A 17,565-nucleotide genomic window follows, 5' to 3' on the forward strand; every position below is an offset into this window, starting at 1 on the left:
GGCGAATGTGAGTTTCATCCGTGGTGATGCCACGTACTCCGACTATGTCGGCCCGTCCGGGCGGGTGTACCCGCTCACCGGCCCGCGCCGGGGAACGATGGGGATTCAGATGCTCCCCGGCGCAGACGGGCTCCTGGGGCCGTCCGGCGGGCTGCTCACTGACAGTGCAGCCCGCCAGCACGGCATCGACATCTCCGGGGTGTCGATCGGTGCCGCGTACTACGAGTACAACTTCGACGTGTGGGGCAAAACCGCACGCGAATGGGCTGTGGTCAACCGGATGTGGCTCGACGACTGGGATTTCCTGCGCCCGGGGTTCCTGCGTTATTACACATCGGATTTCGGGTGGCGCTGGGCGCAGGTTCAGCAGGGCCGGGATCACTCCGGAGCGTACAAGTTCGACCCCCGCCGTACCCGCCAAGCGACCTACGCGCAGGTCGCAGTCGCACCATCGGCGTACTGGCGAGCCAAGGACGTCGAAGATTCCTGGATCGACGAGGGCACGCACATCGTGCGAATGAAGCTCTACAACGGTGGTGACGTTCCGGCGTGGCCGCAGCTGACGTTGACCGGTGAGTGCGGGTTCCGGATCCGGTGGCGCTCGAACGACTTCGAGGTCCCGAAGTTGCTCCCCGGCGAGGACGCCGTGGTGTCGTCGCTGCAGACCGATCAATCGATCCGGACGATGAAGGCAGACGGCTCTCGCGGCCGCAATCTGCTGCCCCTCACCAAGGGCCGCTACTTCAAAGACCCGATCGATCCGGGGGTCGTGGAGACCGTGATCATCGAAACCATCGGTGGCGCAGGCAAAGTGCAGGCCCGCGTCCCTCAACAGTTCAAGAGGCCCATCTGATGGCTTACATCGACATGTACAACGACGTGTACGGGGCGCAAGCCGAAGATCTTCTCGATCCCGCGTTCATCAACGAGATGCGCGAAAAGTTCGCGAAGATCGAGGAACAGGCGGAGAAGGACCGCCAGCTTTACGGCTATCCCAAGGCTCATGTGCGGATGATGACCAAGCACATGGAAGTTGCTGCGATCTGCACCGACTACCGCGAGCTGAAGTTCAGCGACAAGATGAACGCTGCCGGGTCCCTGCAACTGAAGTTGCCGTACAGCGAGAAGTGGATCGAGGCGGTCGCCGACATCGACGTCGACGAAGTCATTCCGATCATCGTCGATCTGCCCGGCTATCAGACGGTGTGGTTTGTCACCGACTCCTACGAGGTCGAGGACGAGGACGGCAGCGAGTGGATCGAAGTCGTCGCGATCAACGACTGGGAGTTCATGAACCGCATGGTGTTCTGGGCCTCGCCTGGCGCACCGGCATCGTTCCAGCTGCCTAAGGAATGGGTGGGTATCGGGTCGGCGATTTCGCTGCTCAAGTACTGGTTCATCCTGCCGAACCTCGCGCGCCTGCAGGCACCGTTCTACGGGTTCCCGGACGGCGATCTGCTGTCGCTGAAAACGTGGAACATTCTGCGGAACGCGCAGTGGCCGATCATGGTGAAGCCGACGTCGATCATCCACGACACCAGCCCTATCGTTGCGCTCTCGACGCGCTTCGATGTTGCTGGTGCTGCAGTCGGGGACATTCTGAAAACCGAAGGCCTGCAGCTGGTCACCGAGATCTACATTCACGGTGAGTCGGAGCAGCCGTTCCCGGACATCATGATTCTCGACCGCACGACGATCATCATCGACATCGTGCAGAAGGCAGACCTGCGCGCCTTCACCGGAACGTTCGTCGACGGCATCATCCGCACCGGACTCGAGATCCTCGACAGTGGCCTGTCGTGGTTGGCGTACCCAATCCTGAGTCAGGACGATTACAGCGACTACTTCCAAACCCTTTTGGGGACACTGCCGTACAAACCGTGGATTGTCTTCCACAAAGGCACCACCCGAAGCAGTCGCGTCGGCAAACACAAACCGATGGCGTCGCGAGCGACCGTCGGCGGCCACTCTCCGGAGTGGATGAACAAACTCGCCGTCGCCGCCTCGAACACCCTCCTCGGGTTGCTCGGCACCGCAATCGGTATCCCCGGCCTCGGCGTCGGGATCCTCGAAGACGAAGTCAAGAACGTCGCGATGGCCTTCCATACCTGGGAAGACCAAGCCCGGGCGAAACGGTCCGGGCCGTGGCGATTCCGAGAAGTGTTCAAGGAAGCCTCCAGCGGCCTGTCGCTGAACGCGCTCGCCGCGATCAAGACAGCGTTGTGGGAGAACCGCGGCTATCTCTCGCACGAGATTTCGGTGACGAACGGAAGACCGTTCTACCTGGGATTGCATATCGGTCTCGGAGATCCGTGCGGCTACGAGAAGCGCGGCAAGATCCACACCGACTACGTCTACGGCATCGACTACGAGGACACCCCAGGTGTTCGCGGTCATGTCGTGATGCAAATCGGCGACGGTACAAGAGATTTGGACCCCGGCGCACTCGCGCTCGGGAAGATCCGCACCTTCGGGTCGGCGCTGAGCAAGATGGCCCTCGCCAGCTGACCCCCATCGAAAGCAAAAGGGGAACAACTCGTGTCGCAATTTCGAACCGCGTACGGCAACACCTATTCCGAGAACGGTTGGCGCATGTGCAACCGGGAAGCGTGCGAGCGCATCTACATCCCGGGCGCCGACAATACGTTCCTCGCCGCGATGATCGTCCGCTCCGGACCGTCCGAAGTCGTACTTCGTGCCTGGGCAACCTGGTATCACCGCAACGTCGAACGCCTCGATCTGTACAAGGCCGGCGTCGGCGACGACTGGGGCTGGTCCGCAGTCAATGACGTCGCGAACTCGAACCACCTCTCGGGTACCGCGCTCGACTTCAACGCCGTGCAGTACCCGTGGGGTTCGCGCACGATGCCCACCGCCCGCAAACAGAAGATCCGCGAAGGCTTGAACCTATTTCAGGACAACATCTTCTGGGGTGCGGACTGGCCTCGTGCCGACGAGATGCACTACCAACTCAACCGCGGCACTGCCTCCGGTGACGGCGCATCGAACAAGCTCATCGCATTCGCGAGAGATCTCAACGCCGGATACCTCGGACTCCTTGCCGGGGTTTCGGTGCCTCCGACAATTCCGACACCTGCACCGGTGTCTCGTCCGACGTTGCGTCGCGGCTCGACAGGCGGCGACGTGACGTATCTCCAAGGACTGCTGAACCGCATGTTCGCCAGCTACTCCAAGTTGATCGTAGACGGCGACTTCGGTCCCGCAACGGAATCCGTTGTCCGGCAGGTGCAGAGCCGATCCAACCTTGCCGTCGACGGCATCGTTGGCCCGGCCACCTGGCGCGTCCTCGGCGTGAAGTAATGCGCACCGCACTTGCCGGCGGCGCACTGCTCCTGATCTGGGCAGTGCGCCGCTGGGTCAACCAGCACGAAGCGATCGTCGCTTCGGACTCCCTCGAACGATAGGAAACCTCATGTCTGCCACCACCGGAACGATCACCCACATCGCGAAAGCTCTCCCCGGAGGTATCGTCGCGTCCAACGAAATTCGTGCCTGGATCTACCCGCTCGTCACTCCGCTGCTCGCAGTACTCGTCGCACTCGGCTACCTGTCCGACTCCATCGCGCCGATCATCGGTGCTGTAGTACTCGCTGCGCTCGGCTCCGGTCTCGCCTGGGTCAACACCGGCGCGTTCTGGCGTAAGTGGGCGTACGGGCTGATCGCACCGCTCTCTGCATTGGTGCTCGCTCTTGGCTGGGCTAACGCGAGTGTTGTTACGGCGGTTGTCGCGCTGATTGTTCCTGCGCTCGGATTCACTCTTGCCTCCCGCCGCACTCCCACGGCGATCGAAGGCGAACTCGTCAGCGTGACTGATACGGAGCTCTGATCGGTGGACGCACTGCTGGAGTTGCTGAGCCCTGAGCGCATCCAAGCAATCGGTATCTCGTTCACCGGGTTTCTCACCGTCTGGGTGAGCAGGCAGGCCGCGCAGGTGCGGCAGTTGCGCGGTGAGGTCACCGAACTCAAGAGCGGGCGGATCAAGGACCAGGGCGTGATCAAGGCGTCCGTGAAGTACATCCGTGCGCTCGGTGTCCACAACGGCGTGCTGACCGGACTGCTCCGCCACCATGCCCCGCACGTCGAGATCCCTGCCGAACCTGTGATGCCCGAAGTACTGCGAGAAGAGGTCTGAGATATGAGCCAGCCGAACCGCCGCTACAAGCAACGCCGGACTGCGCTGCTCCGCGAGGAGATGGAGGGACGCCTGCAGAACCCGTTCGGGTTCGACGAGACGCTGACGCCGGCCGAGCAGGAGGAGATCAAACACCTCGCCGCGCTGATCGCCCGCATCTACGTTCCGGAGCAGCGTCCGTTCCCGGAGGTGGACATCGTGTTCACCGGTCCGGTGGCTCGGATCGCGACGCAGTGGTGGAAGCAGGGACTGCGAGTAGTTCCGGAGAAGGCGCGGGTCGCTGTCGTCGTCGAGAACGGCAAGGCGAAGAACGTGGAGGTTGATCGTGGCTAACGAATACGGCGATCCGATCGAGCGGTTCATTGCCGAGGTGGAAGTGTTCGGGATGGCGCAACTGCCCGGGCAGCCGCCGCAGACCGAAGCGTTCTTCCAGATCCGTCGGCGCCAGGACGGCGGCGCCGAAGGAGTACTCGGGTTGCCGGCGTACAAGGGCGACACGGGTGATCGTGGTCCTGCGTTGCAGATCTTCGTTGTCCCGGCTGCGGCGAACATTCCGCAGCCGGGAACGCTGACCAGTGCCGACTACGGCAAGGGCTGGCGGGTCGCAGGCGAGAACACGGTCAAGTTTTGGACGTCGCAAGGCTTCCAGACGCACCAGAACTGGATCGGCAGCGAAGGGCCACCCGGCGGTGTAGGTCCGGCGAACAAGCTCTCCCCGGGCACCATCGAGATGCTGCCCGAAGGTGCGGTTCCGACGATCGACATCACCGGTACCGCGCCGAATCAGACCCTGTCGATCGGCATTCCAGCTGTGCCCGGGGAGCAGGGCGAGATCGGGCCTGCAGCTGCGATCGCGGCCTCGACGGACTACTCCGACGGCGGCACACCCGCCACCGTCGGCCAGGTCATCGCGATGGGTGCAGACGGGAAGTTTCATCCTGTGCAGCCGATCTCCGTCCTCGAGGAGTACGTTGTCCCGCCGGCCTCGTTCCCGAACGCGTCCAAGTCGTCGTCGGATCAGCGACATCAGTTGGTGTCGGTCCCGATTCCGGCGAAGCCCTATCCGTATCGGTTCAACTTCACCGGCGGTGTCGACGTGCAGAACAAGGTCGGTCATCAGGTCGACGTCGAGATCCGGATCGAAAACCCGACCACCGGAACGCTCGTGGGGCTCGGCAAGGGCCAAGACGGTGAAGGGTGGCGTGAAGTGATGTTCCGTGCACACTCCGATACCGCGTATCAGCCGGGATCCACTGTCGGTGTCATCCCGCCGGGAACACCGGTCACGTTGTATTGCGTTGCGGTACTTCGGTCAGGGTTCCTGCTCGGGTGGGCTGTGCGGAAGGACTTCGCGCAGTTGCGGATTCAGTTGGTCAGTGCGGCATGAGTATCTACGAGGAGGTATTCGCGCCGCAGACGCCACCTCAGATCGATCTCACTGCCGACGAGTCCGCTGACGTCATGTCCCGCCGGGCCGCTCAGATCGGCGAGTGGCTCGGCGGCGGGTGGATCGAGGGATTGTTCGGCGCTGCACTGGAGTTCGTCGAGGACGGACTCGAAACCCTCGAACGCATCGTCGGTCAGATCATCGACATCTTCAACGGCTTCGTCATCACCCCGATCAATAACCTCATTCAGGGCGTCAAAGACTGGTGGCACAACCTGATCAACTGGCGTGGATCCACCGACAGCACTGCCGAGGCACAGCAGTCGCAGATCATCGACCAGCAGGGCCGTCTGATCCTGACCGAGGCGGAAGCTGCTGCCGCTACCCAAAAAGCATTTGACGCCTCCACCCTGGCTGCAGTGTCCGAGGGCTTGGCGATCGCTGCTGATGCGAGGATCGACAACCTGAACTCGACCCTCGCCACGAAGATCGAGTTCGCGGACATCCCAACCGACGTTCCCGGCTGGTACTCGTTGAACCCGGTCGACGACGTAGCGTTCCCGCGCGCGGACCTGATCAAGATTCCGTCGATCGTCAATGCGGACACCTCGAACGAGTTTGCTGCCGAGTTCGGTCCTCACACGCACAAGCACAATGCGACTCTCACGTGGGTGGACCCGCTCTATACCCCGACCGTCAACCGCATCGACTTCATCTACATCAACACCACGCGTCGACGCATCTACAACACCCTCAGCTTCGCGGTCGGACCGAAACCCTCCGGCACCGCCGCAGCGTTTTATGCCGCGGTCTACAAGATGGACACCGACGCCAACGGGTTGGAGAACGGGAACATCACCCGGAAGTGGGCTAGCGGCAACGTCGCTGCCACCCTGCCTGCCTCCGGGGATGCCTCGGTCGAGTTCCCGGACCTCGCCGCCGAACCCGGCGACTGGCACGTGGTTGCCCTGGTGCAGGGCAGCGGTGTGATCCGGCCGTTGTTCTACAAGAATGCGGCCGGGTTGCCGCCGATTTCCGGGTTCAATCCAGCGAAGGCGTCGATGACGAACAGCGCGTCCGGTGGGGCGCTCTCGGCGTCCTTCGCCAAGGGCGCGTTGGACACCGCGACGACCATCGTGCCGTGGGCGGCCCTCGGCCAGAAGACCTCGCTCGTGCTCGAGTCCTGGTCCGATTTGTTCGACCGGACGAATGCGGACGCTCTCGGGGTGGACTGGTCCGTCTTCGGTGTCGGTATCGTGATCCGGGGCTTCGCTGCGCAGTCCAAGCAAGTCGACTACGGCGCATTCAAGTCGCGGGAAAACTACTCCACCGCCGCGTACACGAAACCGACCGTCACCCGCTCGCAGGGCACCTCGATCCAGCTCGGGTCCTGGTCGGATTACAGCGGCAACTCGTCCATCAGCAGCAAGCCGTACACCACGATGGTCTGGTCGCGCGGTAATACAGACCTCACTCGGGGTGTGGCCGTGATGATCTACCCGAACAGAGTGGAAATCCGCGGCTTCAACGCCGCGAATCCTCGCAACACGTCCGATCCGGCAGCGATCGGCGGCTTGTTACTCGCCGAAGTCCCGCACACCGCCGGGACCGGCAACAACACCTGGTATCTACACGCCACCGGGGTCGCCGGGACGTACGTGCTCTACAAGAACGGGGAAACCCCCGACGTACACAATGTGCTGTCGTGGTCAGACTCCGAGACCAACCCGCAGTACGCCACAAACCGCAACGACAAGTACGGCGGAATCTCCGTCTACTGCTACTCACACGGCAACCTGCTCCCGACTAACGGGCAGTACATCTCTGCGCCGGTCAAGGAATGGAAGTTGAGGGACCTGACGGTATGAGCGACGACTACACGCAATTCAAAGCCGACTACGAGATCCCGTCCCGCCCCGACGTCGCATTCACCACCTGGTACGACCCGGACCGGGACTGGCTCACACTCGAAGCCCGAGACAAGGCGACCGGCGCGCTCGTCAGTGCCGTCGGCTGCCGAATGGAGATGGCAGTTCCACTCCCAGTCCCGGAACAGATCGGAGACAACGATGACGCTGCGGGATGACATCGCGAACCTGCCACTGGTCGTGAAAGACAAAGACGAGGGCCACAACTCGCACCACATGGTCCTGCACAAGGCCGTGCAGGACCATGACGCCAGACTCGACAGTGCAATCCAGGACGATGACCCTCGTCTGTCGAATGAACGCACGCCGACCAATTCCAGTGTGGTCACTACGAAGATCGCCGATCTGGCGGTCACTGGCACCAAGGTTGCCGATGGCACGATCAACGGTGGGCAGAAGCTGGTCGACAGTTCCGTTCCGTCTTCCAAGTTGGCGACGAATGCAGTTGCTACAGCGAAGATCGCGGACACTGCGGTCACGAAACCGAAACTGGCGACGGCGTTGCAGGCGTCGATCGACAAGGCCGACAGTGCGGTGCAACCTGCCGCGCTCACGACGAAAGCGGATCTGGTCGGCGGGCTCATCCCGCAGGCGCAGCTCCCCGCGATCGCTGTCACCGAGTTCCTGGGCGCGGTTGCGACACAATCTGCGATGCTCGCACTGGCCGGACAGCGCGGCGATTGGTGCACTCGCACCGATCGCGGCACCGATTGGCAACTGATCGCCGAACCGCCAACCACGTTGGCGAATTGGCGTGAACGCACCTATCCGGCATCTCCGGTGTCGTCGGTGGCGGGCCGCAACGGTGCTGTCACGTTGTCAGTTGCGGATGTTTCGGGTGCTGCGCCGACCGTTCACTCGCATACGACCGCGCAGGTGACAGGTCTTGATGCGGCGATCGCAGCGAGGGTGGCACGCGGCGTTACGGCCTGGAAGCTTTACGGCACAGCGGATTCCGGAGGTGTGGTTGTCGATCAGCTTCTCGACTATTCGGCGGTCGCGAATGCGTGGCAGATCGCGCAGAGGTACGACGATGGCCGTTTGCGGGTTGGTGCGGCGGTAGAGGGTGGGGACGCTGTGACGAAAAACCAGTTGGACACGAAAATTCAGGTTGTCGCATCGTGGCCCGCGTCGCCTGTCGCGGGTGTGCTCTATCTGATGGCGGAATAATGCCAATTCGGAGCATGGCGGTAGTGCCGGCGAACACAACGGGGTCGGGTGGCGCGCTGACCGATGTGACGGGCGTCAGTTACAGCGCGTCCAACGGGTACGGCTCGAAATATCACCTGTACGCGGCCGGACTCGACTGGACGAAACCAGTCGGGCTGCTCGTCCACTTCCACGGCGACGGCGCGTTCGAGTACAACAACCCAACCAACGCGTGGATGCTCGGCGGAGTAAACGGGATGATCGCGCAGGCGAAAGCCCGCAACATGATCCTGCTCGTTCCGCTCACCCCGGATGATGCGGTCGGCCGATTCACGTGGTGGGCGTGGTACGGCAAAGAGGAAAACCCGAGGTACGCGAAGGATCTGATCGCGTACATCCTGGGCCGGTACAAGATCGACAAGAAACGGATCTGGCTCTCCGGGTATTCCGGCGGAAGCCAGTTCATTACCCGGTATCTGTTGCCTCACTTTGGTGTCGACCTCGGCATCGTCGGCGGCGGCTTCATCTGCTTTGCTGGCGGGCAAGCGCCCGCGTCGACATTCGCACCGTACAACCCAGCATTCAAGGCGGCGTGGCATTGCAGATGGGTTGCCGGTGCCCTCGACGACGGCACCGGTTCGTCCGATGGATTCAACGCGATCGCAGCATCGAATGCCGGTGCCGCCTGGTATTCCGGGCAAGGCTTCGTCACCGAGGTCACCCAACTCGCAGGGAAGGGTCACGACCTCGACGGACTGTACGGTCCGAACACCGGATCCGAGATCGACGCCCGGCCCGTCCCCGCAACACTCGCCGAGATGAAGAAACTACGCCATGGAGGGCAAGTCATCAAAGAAGGCCGCACCTTGATTGGCGGAGTCCTCACCACCGTCTATAAATCCACCTGAATACCTACCGCACAAACGCCCCACTCTCCTAGTGAGGGTGGGGCCTTTGTGCATTGAAGTGAGGGAGGAGCTCACCGGTGCAGGCGGTGGTCACGGTGCGCCGTTCGAGGGCACACCCGGCGAGCGACAGTTGGTAGGCAGGCAATCTGTGGCGAACCTCGCGTCCGATATCGCCGCGGCAACCGATGGGATCGGGTCGAACCCTCCCGCCACTGACGAAATAAGTAGCCAGAAAGCGGACCTGATGCCTCGGACATAGACAGGCCCCGCTGGATGGGTCGGCGCAACTGACGAGCGACCGAGGCAGGCGCCGACGCCGCGGCGCGTGTCCTATCCACCCCCTGCGACAAGGCCTTTTGCGGTGAGTGGACTAGAATTGACTCACAACTAGAGAAAATCGTCCACTTGAATGTAGAGTTTCCCCATGTCTCGCACCATAGAATCGTCACCTCGGAATACTAGTGAGCAAATCAGAACTGATTTAGTCCAGCTTGCGCGCTTGGCTCTAGCCGGACGTCCGCAGGATGTTGAAGCCTACATTCAACGCCTCGTTCGCCGTTACAGACCCACAGACTCAGAGGTGGCAGATTCACTCCGGGACCTTCTCCGATCAGGAGCGGTGGCAGGCGCTCCCCTACGCTCCGCGACATCGCCGGCACCCGTCGACGTCGATTCGCGAATGACACTGTTACGTTCGGATATGACCGGCGCACCGCAATTTGCGCCGATATTGCAAGCGGCCGCAATGGATGGATTGGTTCAACTCCGTGATGAGAGGAGAGGAGCTGATCGGTTGGAGGAAGCAGGTCTGTTGCCAAGCAGGACTGCACTTTTCACAGGGCCGCCTGGAGTTGGCAAGACGTTGTCCGCACGTTGGCTGGCCGCCGAACTTGACCTGCCGCTTCTGGTACTTGACCTCAGCGCGGTAATGAGCAGCATGTTGGGCCGCACGGGCTCGAACCTACGGCGTGTTCTTGATTACGCCAAGCAGCAACCAAGCGTGCTTTTGCTAGACGAACTCGACGCAGTTGCCAAGAAACGAAACGATTCTACAGAGGTTGGAGAGCTCAAAAGGCTTGTCACAGTCCTGATTCAAGAGATCGATGATTGGCCGACGACTTCTTTGTTATTAGCGGCAACGAACCATGCCGAACTGCTCGATCCGGCAATTTGGAGAAGATTCGATCATGTGATTCCATTCGGCTTGCCCGGGCAGGTCGAGCTAGTATCGGCGATCGAGCGTTTTCTCTTGCCGAGCACTATTGAGCGTAGCCTCGTTGATTCCCTGGCAATCGCTATGGACGGCGCTTCCTTCAGTGATGTCGAGCGTGTCATAAACGCGGCTCGCAGGAAGTCTGCAATCACTCAAAGTGAATTGAGTGAGGAACTGCTGGCGTTCGTTCAGCGACACGTAGAAGACCTGCCTGCGCACGAGCGCCGAAGGCTTGCCGTTACTCTCTCTCAGCAGAAGTCCATTTCGCAGCGACGCGCTAGTGAAATCACTGGTGTAAGCAGAGACACGATTAGGTCGTACGCAAAGAGCGTGCGTGAGGGTGAAGGAACTGAAAATGGCTAGTTCGAATAGGAATTTCATCCTTGGGTACGGCGAGCGACTCGTCAAACCGATAAACGCGCCGCCTAGTCAGCTGATTAAGGCTGATGCCTACACAATCGAAGAGGCATTCGTACGCCTCGCTCCGATGGCCAGTGCAGCAGTCGCAGCTTTCGACTCATTGCCTGATCTTGCGCGACCACGTGACGAAGTTGTCGGGGTGATTACTCTTCATCCAGAGTGGATCGCCAAGTCTTATTATCCGCAGCAGCTATTGAATTCGACTGGTTTGAGAGCAGTTGGCAGCAAGCCTGTCGAGATAACTCCCTCGAAGTGGACCCGCAAGGGTGATCCCGAACCTCGACCGTCGACGGACTTGTTTGTTGCTGGCGAACGCTCCGCGTTCCGCGATTGGGCCCAGATCCTAAATTCAGGGCAACTCTCAGCGAGCTCCGCCGAGATTACTCAAATCGAAACAATCCGTGCGGCCACGGTTTCAGAGCGACTGAAGGTTGGAATCGAGTCCGAAGAACCCGCCGATTTCTATGAGATCGTGCTGCATGCGACGTCGTCCGGTAGCTCAAGTTACATCCTTGAAGGCTTCGTGGAGTATGCCGACTCGATTGGCGTAACAGCCTTGGCAGATCGTCGAGTATTTGCTGGTGGGCTTTGCTTCATGCCAGTTGGCACTGATTCGTCAGGTGCCTCGGAGCTTTCGAAATTCTCGTTCCTGAGGACTGCACGGCCGTTGCCCCGACTCCGTTCACTCAGCCCGATTGAACGATCGACGCCTGCGACCAATGTCCCTCCTTCGGCGCTTCCGGATGCCGACGCTGTCGATCCGAACGTAACCATCGCTGTCTTCGATGGAGGTCTGGCTCCGTCCGACCTGGACAGGTGGGCAGACGCACACGACCCCATAGGAATTGGTCTGGCCGATGATGTTTACCTCGACCATGGGCACAATGTCACTTCGGCGCTTCTGTTTGGTTCACTGACACCTGGACGTCCAGCAGAACGTCCATTCACACGAGTTCATCACCACAGGGTTTTGGACGATAACTCACACTCCGACCCTCTCGAACTTTTCGATGTACTTGAGCGAATCGTAAATATTCTCGAGCAGCGCCCTTACGAGTTCGTAAGTATGAGTATCGGCCCGGCTCTACCGATCGAGGACGATGAAGTCCATGTCTGGACTGCGAAGCTCGACGAAATGTGGTCAAGCGGTGCGGTACTTGCGGCGGTTGCAGTAGGCAATACTGGCGAAATGGATCGAGCTTCAGGTAATGCTCGCGTTCAGGTCCCGAGTGATTGCGTCAATAGCCTAGGAATAGGTGCTGCCGATAGCTCTACAGCGGACTGGCGGCGAGCGGCTTATAGCTCAGTCGGCCCAGGGCGTTCCCCAGGTTTGATCAAGCCTGATGTGCTCAGTTTCGGCGGCGGGGAAAAAGAACCCTTCTACGTCTATGGAACAGACGCTCCGGCACTTCGACACACTGCGGGCACAAGCTTTGCCACTCCAGCAACAATTCGACTTGCCGCAGGAGTTCGCGCCCACTTCGGCAATCACTTAACTCCGGTTGCGTTAAAGGCGCTTCTCATCAATGCAAGTTCGAGTCGATCAGAGCTCGCCAGAAATGAAGTGGGTTGGGGTCGAATTCCGTCTACCCTGGACGAGCTTGTTATCTGCCCCGATGGGACTGCGCGGGTCGTGTACCAAGGAAAGATACGGCCAGGAGGTTGGACGCGAGCCGCACTTCCACTGCCCGAAGGCGACCTCGATGGCATGATCACTGTGCGCGCCACGTTCTGTTTCTTTGCGCCGGTAGACCCTCAGGACCCCGGAAACTATACCCAGGCAGGATTGGAAGTCGTATTTCGTCCTCACCTCGAAAAGTTCGATAATCCTGACGCAGCCAATCCGAGTACGAAGTCCTTCTTCAAACGAAGTGACTATATGCACGAGGATGAACTACGTATCGACGCTCACAAATGGGAAACAACACTGCATCGCAGCCAGAGATTTCAGTCGAAAACACTGCATCGCTCGGTATTTGACATTCACTACAATGCTCGCGAGGGCGGCTCTCAGAGTCGAGCGACCGAAGAACTGAGCTATGCCTTAGTGATCTCGCTGGAATCCGCGAAAACTCCTGACCTGTATGACCGAGTTGTCCGCACCTACGCCACACAGCTAGAAGTCCTCAGCCCTACAATATCGATCCCAATCACAACTGGGACACCGTAAAGTGTTGCGTAACTAAACCTTACGGATTAGCAGCACATCGACTACGACTAACCCCGCCGATCCTCACGGATCGGCGGGGTTTGTCGCGGCTTGGTTGGCATACCAACCTCGCATGCGAGTATCGGTCAGGTCGATCGCGGGGCCCGGCTAGTCTTCCCTTACCCTCCGGACCCCGCATGGTCAACGATAGCATTAATCGAACGTATGTGCGAACATTCGAGTGTGTCGACCGTCGAACAATCCCCCATTTGCTGCCCCAACGGACACCCATTCACGGCCAACTCGTGCTTGGTCGGATGGGAAGTCTGTGGATGCGTCCAGGCGGAGAATGGCGGGCATCGGACCCACTACTGCAAAGCCTGCGGCGAGACTGTTCGGACGCCGCAGTGCGCGGGAGCTATGCCGCAGACGGATCGATGGAGCAGTCGGTAGATCACAAAGTCAACTCGTAGCATATCTACCGGAGAGGTTCTGTCAGGTGTTGGCGCGGCAGTACTCATCAGTGTTGCCAGCGTCCTTGCAGGCCCACCAGTCGATCTGCGATTGAACCCACGGTGATGGCGTTTTGGGTGCGTTCTCGTCCGGGCGTGTAGCACCGTTCGGGTAGGTGCAGATAGTGCCGTCACAGGTGGCTGTGTTCGCTGCGCTTTCAGCGTCGGCCGAGGCCTGCAATTGGGATGCGCAGTAGTCGGTCTGGCCACGAGTTCCGTCGGAGTACAGGGTGTTTTCGTAGATGGGGTAGTCACATTTGACGATGACTTTCGGTGTCACCGGTTCGGGTTCTGGCTCGACCGAGGGGGCTACAGGGGGTGCGCTCGTGGTTGTCACCACAGGAGTGTTCGTTGGAACGGTGACAGCTGGCATCGCGATCGTGCTACTGGCGGGTGTTGATTGCGTGACCTCGAATGCGCCCTGATTGTCGAGGGTGAGGAACAGTGGCTCGTGTACGAATGCCTGAGGGTTTGGGAATCGGTTGGCTACTGTGATCCAGCCTTGCGATTTTCCTCCGACCAGGGCGGTGACTGCTTCGGGATATGCGTCGCGACAAGAATGATCCCCGGAATCGAGTGCTTGCGTGAATCCGCCTTCGTCGTTGATTCTCAAGGTCGACGAGTCCGGTGCCACCATGTCTCTCGTTCCGGCATGGAGTTCAACTTTGATGCCGAGCAGTTGCCCTGGCCCGTTGGTTTCAGCGTCGAATTCGCTTACGCAGGCCTGGGGAATCGCAGCGACTTCACGGAAGACAATCGATCCTAGAGTCGCGCCGGCATCGTCCTTGTAGTCGATCCTGTCTCCGAATGATGTCGCCTTGGCGCTCTCGGACGAGGGCACTACTGCATCTGCCGATGACGGTTGATTGCCTGTCTCGCCGCAACCCGCGAGCATTGCTATGGCGATGCTCGCGGCTGCGACTGTCGTCTTTTTCATGCATGGATCAAACCAGACGGAAGGTTCGTAACAGTTAACTCGGTCGGTTTCAATGCGCATCAGGCTGCCGGTAGTTCGCTGGCAGCTGCTTTGTCGCGCCATCGCCGTACCGTAGCTTCGCTGACTCCGACCTGCTTTGCGATGTCGCGGCCGCTGAGACCGCCGGCGGCGAGGAGGTCGAGCGCAAGCTGGCGCGCGTCGCCGGCCACCTGTGCGACGGGTGCGTCAGCAGCTTCGACGGCTGGCACATCGACCGAGACGAGTTGCGCGACGCGATCGGGTTCCGGCGCGTCATCAGCATCCAGTGAGCGATCTTCGGCCAGCGGTGCGTTATCGCTTGGCGCAGCGTCTACTTGTGGTGACGCATGCAATGCGACGGCTTGATCCGCGTCTTGTCGCACCCTGGCGCGGACGACGGCGAGGTGCGTCATGGCGAGTGCGGCGACGGGTGGCACGACTGCGACGACGGCTGCGATGGCGGGGTGAACGGGTCCGGCGGGAAGCAAGGCGTGTGCGACATTTCCGGCGATGCTCATCGCTGCGGCGCACCCGAGCAATGTCCAGGCGTACTTGCGTGCGTCGTGCGCGCCGAAGGTTACGACTGCGCGCGTCGCGGCGAGGATAAGCCCGTCGACGACGAGTGGCCACGCTGCGGCCTGCGCCTGTCCGATCCCTGCGCGCGACGCGAGATCGGCGAGTGCGGTGTAGCTGATCCACAGCCCGAGCGCGGCGAGGGCATATGTCAGGGCCGCGTCGAACCGGGTCACCTTCATGTTCATTGGTTCGCTCCGTGCGTGCGGGTCCAGCACTGGCAGCGGCCAAGGGATGGATCATCATTGAGCCAGCCGGTTGGTCCGCAGTGACCGCAGGACGTCCACGACAACGGAGCAACGACACGCGGCATCTCGTCCCACATCGGGATCCATCCGGACGCGAACCTGGTCGGGTTGATCGGATTGTGCAGCGCCTTGACGTGAGCAACCAGAGCAGGGACGCCATGAGTCTCGACGTGCGCGGCGATTGCCGTGATGTTGTGCGGCTTCAGGTGGCGCCAGGTCGCCGTCAGTCCGGCCTTCTGGCTCGCTGCGGCCAACTCGTCGACGCACTCCAGTTGCTCGCTGTTCGGTTTGGCGATCTTCGGAGAATTCACCACCACCGATTTCGGATCCGCTTTGCGCGACGGTTGGTTGGTCTCAGTCCTTTGGAGATCAATCCTTGGTAAAGCGACGGACTCTTCGACGTCGGTCCCCCCGGTAGACGATTTATCAGGCCCCGGAGTATCAAGCGGATTCTCGAAGATGGTTTGGATCATGTGCCAGCGACCAAGATCGTCCTGGACACGGTTACGCACGAGGTATCCAAAAGCTTCCATCTCACGCATCGCGGACCGGACAGCGTCACGGCCATCCTTGTCAGACTGTGCGGCGATCGACTCCGAGCGCGTGCGCCAATCGGCAGGCTTAGACAAGAGGTAGATCAGAACACCGCGGGCGCGGAAGCTGAGACGTCGATCGTTGACGACGGCATTGGTGATGATGGTGAATTGATCGACTTGTCGCGGTCCGCGACGGATCCCGCCTTGTGGGCGGGTGGGGATATGATTGTTCACGTTCGACTCCTTGATAGTCGGACACCGGCCCGCTGGGAGTCTCTAGCTCTCGGTGGGCCTTTTTGTTTGATTCGATGCGTCCCCACCCGCGGGTGAGGGTGGGGACCTTCAGCACTTACGTATCAATTGGGATTCGGGACCTTATTGGTCGTCGTCACGGTTGTTACGCCGCGCAGCTGCCTGCCGCTTGGCCATTGCTGCAAATCCACGCCCAAGCTTGTCGACCGACATGGTGGACCGTCGAGTATTCGATGCGAGGTACAGCGTTGTCGTCGACAGGTGCGCATGACCGAGCGCAGCCTGAACGTCGCGCACGTCGGCGCCGAGGTCAGCCAAGCGTGTGGCGAAACGATGTCGAAGCGTATGGAGCGTGTACGGCAATCCGATTGCCTTCAGGTGCGCAGATGTGATCTGGGTCAGTCGATTTGGTGTGTAGGCGCGACCGTTCTTAGATACAAACAGGAATCCTGTGCGATACATGAGTGCGCGCACTTCCGCATAAATGTCGGGCGCGATGCGAATGATGCGCTCATGTCCACCCTTGCCGTGAACTACGAGGTAAGCGCCCTTGCCGTTCTCGTCTTCGCGCACATCACTGCGCGAAATGCGCGTGATCTCGCCACACCGGAGACCGCAGTAACCGGCGAGCAAAAACGCGCAGAAGAGCTGGTGGTCATAGCGGGCGGTAGTTAATGCTGCAGACAGATCCTTTTCGGGGATCGGCCGCGGCATGCGACGCTTTAGTTTCGGCGTCACGAGGTGAATCGTCGGGTCGATTTCGACTAACCCATTCAACAGCGCCCAGCGGTAAAAGGATCGAATATGCGCGGTGTAAGTGGCGATACTCGACGGCGAAATCCGCAAAGTTGTCTGCCATGTTACGAGATCCTCGGAAGTCGCTTCGACCAGAGGCTTTCCGAGCTTTGCCTGGATGCGTTGCAGATTATCCAGGCGATGCCGAATTGTCGTGGGGCTCGAATTATGAAGTCGAAGGTTGTCGAGATGCTGTGAAATGTGTTCGGTGGTCATCGCCTGTTGTACGTCAGACCCATCTGCGAAATAAACGTTATTCGCAATGTTAAGGACTTTCGTCATGAACCAGACTTCGGCTGCCGGACATTCTTCTCGCAGAGTAGCGATGTGGACCTCGGCCCTGAGCTTTTCGGCTGCCGATCGGCAAGACTACGGCGCACCTTTGGT

At 60.4% G+C, this 17,565-nt stretch carries 17 protein-coding genes; 13 read left to right on the plus strand and 4 right to left on the minus strand.

Annotation, left to right across the window (positions count from 1 at the left end):
• Positions 1–7 precede the first annotated feature (7 nt).
• From FFI94_RS22255 to FFI94_RS22315, 13 genes are all read left to right on the plus strand, one after another.
• Positions 8–853, plus strand: a complete 846-nt coding sequence (locus tag FFI94_RS22255; RefSeq protein WP_138869716.1) for a hypothetical protein — start codon at positions 8–10, stop codon at positions 851–853.
• On the plus strand, positions 853–2,508 hold the full coding sequence (locus FFI94_RS22260; RefSeq protein ID WP_138869717.1) for a hypothetical protein: 1,656 nt from the start codon (positions 853–855) through the stop codon (positions 2,506–2,508). The genes FFI94_RS22255 and FFI94_RS22260 overlap by 1 nt, the downstream gene beginning before the upstream one ends.
• 30 nt (positions 2,509–2,538) lie before the next feature.
• A complete protein-coding gene (locus FFI94_RS34335) occupies positions 2,539–3,321 on the plus strand; it encodes a peptidoglycan-binding protein (protein WP_260684236.1) in 783 nt (260 codons plus the stop codon).
• Between the two features lie 112 nt (positions 3,322–3,433).
• A complete protein-coding gene (locus FFI94_RS22270; RefSeq protein WP_138869718.1) occupies positions 3,434–3,847 on the plus strand; it encodes a hypothetical protein in 414 nt (137 codons plus the stop codon).
• 3 nt (positions 3,848–3,850) lie between these two features.
• Positions 3,851–4,153, plus strand: a complete 303-nt coding sequence (locus FFI94_RS22275; RefSeq protein WP_138869719.1) for a hypothetical protein — start codon at positions 3,851–3,853, stop codon at positions 4,151–4,153.
• Positions 4,154–4,156: 3 nt separating this feature from the next.
• Positions 4,157–4,486 (plus strand): hypothetical protein, encoded by a 330-nt coding sequence (locus FFI94_RS22280; RefSeq protein ID WP_138869720.1) that lies wholly within the window; start codon positions 4,157–4,159, stop codon positions 4,484–4,486.
• A complete protein-coding gene (locus tag FFI94_RS22285) occupies positions 4,479–5,540 on the plus strand; it encodes a hypothetical protein (RefSeq protein ID WP_138869721.1) in 1,062 nt (353 codons plus the stop codon). Before FFI94_RS22280 ends, FFI94_RS22285 begins: the two co-directional genes overlap by 8 nt.
• On the plus strand, positions 5,537–7,408 hold the full coding sequence (locus tag FFI94_RS22290) for a hypothetical protein (RefSeq protein WP_138869722.1): 1,872 nt from the start codon (positions 5,537–5,539) through the stop codon (positions 7,406–7,408). Before FFI94_RS22285 ends, FFI94_RS22290 begins: the two co-directional genes overlap by 4 nt.
• Entirely contained in the window at positions 7,405–7,626 is a 222-nt protein-coding gene (locus FFI94_RS22295) for a hypothetical protein (protein WP_138869723.1), read from the plus strand. Before FFI94_RS22290 ends, FFI94_RS22295 begins: the two co-directional genes overlap by 4 nt.
• Positions 7,610–8,638, plus strand: coding sequence for a hypothetical protein (locus FFI94_RS22300; protein WP_138869724.1), 1,029 nt, complete (start codon positions 7,610–7,612; stop codon positions 8,636–8,638). Before FFI94_RS22295 ends, FFI94_RS22300 begins: the two co-directional genes overlap by 17 nt.
• Entirely contained in the window at positions 8,638–9,525 is an 888-nt protein-coding gene (locus FFI94_RS22305) for a hypothetical protein (protein ID WP_138869725.1), read from the plus strand. The genes FFI94_RS22300 and FFI94_RS22305 overlap by 1 nt, the downstream gene beginning before the upstream one ends.
• 679 nt (positions 9,526–10,204) lie before the next feature.
• Positions 10,205–11,101 carry an AAA family ATPase gene (locus tag FFI94_RS22310; RefSeq protein WP_221937766.1) on the plus strand — a complete coding sequence of 299 codons (897 nt, stop codon included), beginning with the start codon at positions 10,205–10,207 and terminating at the stop codon, positions 11,099–11,101.
• Entirely contained in the window at positions 11,094–13,328 is a 2,235-nt protein-coding gene (locus tag FFI94_RS22315) for a S8 family peptidase (RefSeq protein ID WP_138869727.1), read from the plus strand. The genes FFI94_RS22310 and FFI94_RS22315 overlap by 8 nt, the downstream gene beginning before the upstream one ends.
• A 474-nt stretch (positions 13,329–13,802) precedes the next feature.
• Here FFI94_RS22315 and FFI94_RS22320 read toward each other — a convergent pair whose 3' ends face one another.
• The 4 genes from FFI94_RS22320 to FFI94_RS22335 all read right to left on the minus strand — a co-directional run bounded on the left by FFI94_RS22320 (position 13,803) and on the right by FFI94_RS22335 (position 17,121).
• A complete protein-coding gene (locus tag FFI94_RS22320) occupies positions 13,803–14,756 on the minus strand; it encodes a hypothetical protein (protein WP_138869728.1) in 954 nt (317 codons plus the stop codon).
• Between the two features lie 59 nt (positions 14,757–14,815).
• Positions 14,816–15,535: a DUF2637 domain-containing protein gene (locus tag FFI94_RS22325; RefSeq protein WP_138869729.1), complete on the minus strand. Its 720-nt coding sequence runs from the start codon at positions 15,533–15,535 to the stop codon at positions 14,816–14,818.
• A complete protein-coding gene (locus tag FFI94_RS22330; protein WP_138869730.1) occupies positions 15,532–16,365 on the minus strand; it encodes a replication protein in 834 nt (277 codons plus the stop codon). Before FFI94_RS22330 ends, FFI94_RS22325 begins: the two co-directional genes overlap by 4 nt.
• Before the next feature lie 141 nt (positions 16,366–16,506).
• A complete protein-coding gene (locus tag FFI94_RS22335) occupies positions 16,507–17,121 on the minus strand; it encodes a tyrosine-type recombinase/integrase (protein ID WP_260684237.1) in 615 nt (204 codons plus the stop codon).
• Positions 17,122–17,565: the final 444 nt, after the last annotated feature.

Source organism: Rhodococcus sp. KBS0724 (assembly GCF_005938745.2).
In the GTDB taxonomy this organism is placed as follows: Bacteria; Actinomycetota; Actinomycetes; order Mycobacteriales; family Mycobacteriaceae; genus Rhodococcus_F.

What these genes read in the sequence shown, in the direction of transcription:
- FFI94_RS22260 (WP_138869717.1), top strand. Translation starts at nt 853, where the DNA reads ATGGCTTACATCGACATGTACAACGACGTGTACGGGGCGCAAGCCGAA.
- FFI94_RS22270 (WP_138869718.1), top strand. Translation starts at nt 3,434, where the DNA reads ATGTCTGCCACCACCGGAACGATCACCCACATCGCGAAAGCTCTCCCC.
- FFI94_RS22280 (WP_138869720.1), top strand. Translation starts at nt 4,157, where the DNA reads ATGAGCCAGCCGAACCGCCGCTACAAGCAACGCCGGACTGCGCTGCTC.
- FFI94_RS22290 (WP_138869722.1), top strand. Translation starts at nt 5,537, where the DNA reads ATGAGTATCTACGAGGAGGTATTCGCGCCGCAGACGCCACCTCAGATC.
- FFI94_RS22295 (WP_138869723.1), top strand. Translation starts at nt 7,405, where the DNA reads ATGAGCGACGACTACACGCAATTCAAAGCCGACTACGAGATCCCGTCC.
- FFI94_RS22300 (WP_138869724.1), top strand. Translation starts at nt 7,610, where the DNA reads ATGACGCTGCGGGATGACATCGCGAACCTGCCACTGGTCGTGAAAGAC.
- FFI94_RS22305 (WP_138869725.1), top strand. Translation starts at nt 8,638, where the DNA reads ATGCCAATTCGGAGCATGGCGGTAGTGCCGGCGAACACAACGGGGTCG.
- FFI94_RS22310 (WP_221937766.1), top strand. Translation starts at nt 10,205, where the DNA reads ATGACACTGTTACGTTCGGATATGACCGGCGCACCGCAATTTGCGCCG.
- FFI94_RS22315 (WP_138869727.1), top strand. Translation starts at nt 11,094, where the DNA reads ATGGCTAGTTCGAATAGGAATTTCATCCTTGGGTACGGCGAGCGACTC.
- FFI94_RS22320 (WP_138869728.1), bottom strand. Translation starts at nt 14,756, where the DNA reads ATGAAAAAGACGACAGTCGCAGCCGCGAGCATCGCCATAGCAATGCTC.
- FFI94_RS22325 (WP_138869729.1), bottom strand. Translation starts at nt 15,535, where the DNA reads ATGAACATGAAGGTGACCCGGTTCGACGCGGCCCTGACATATGCCCTC.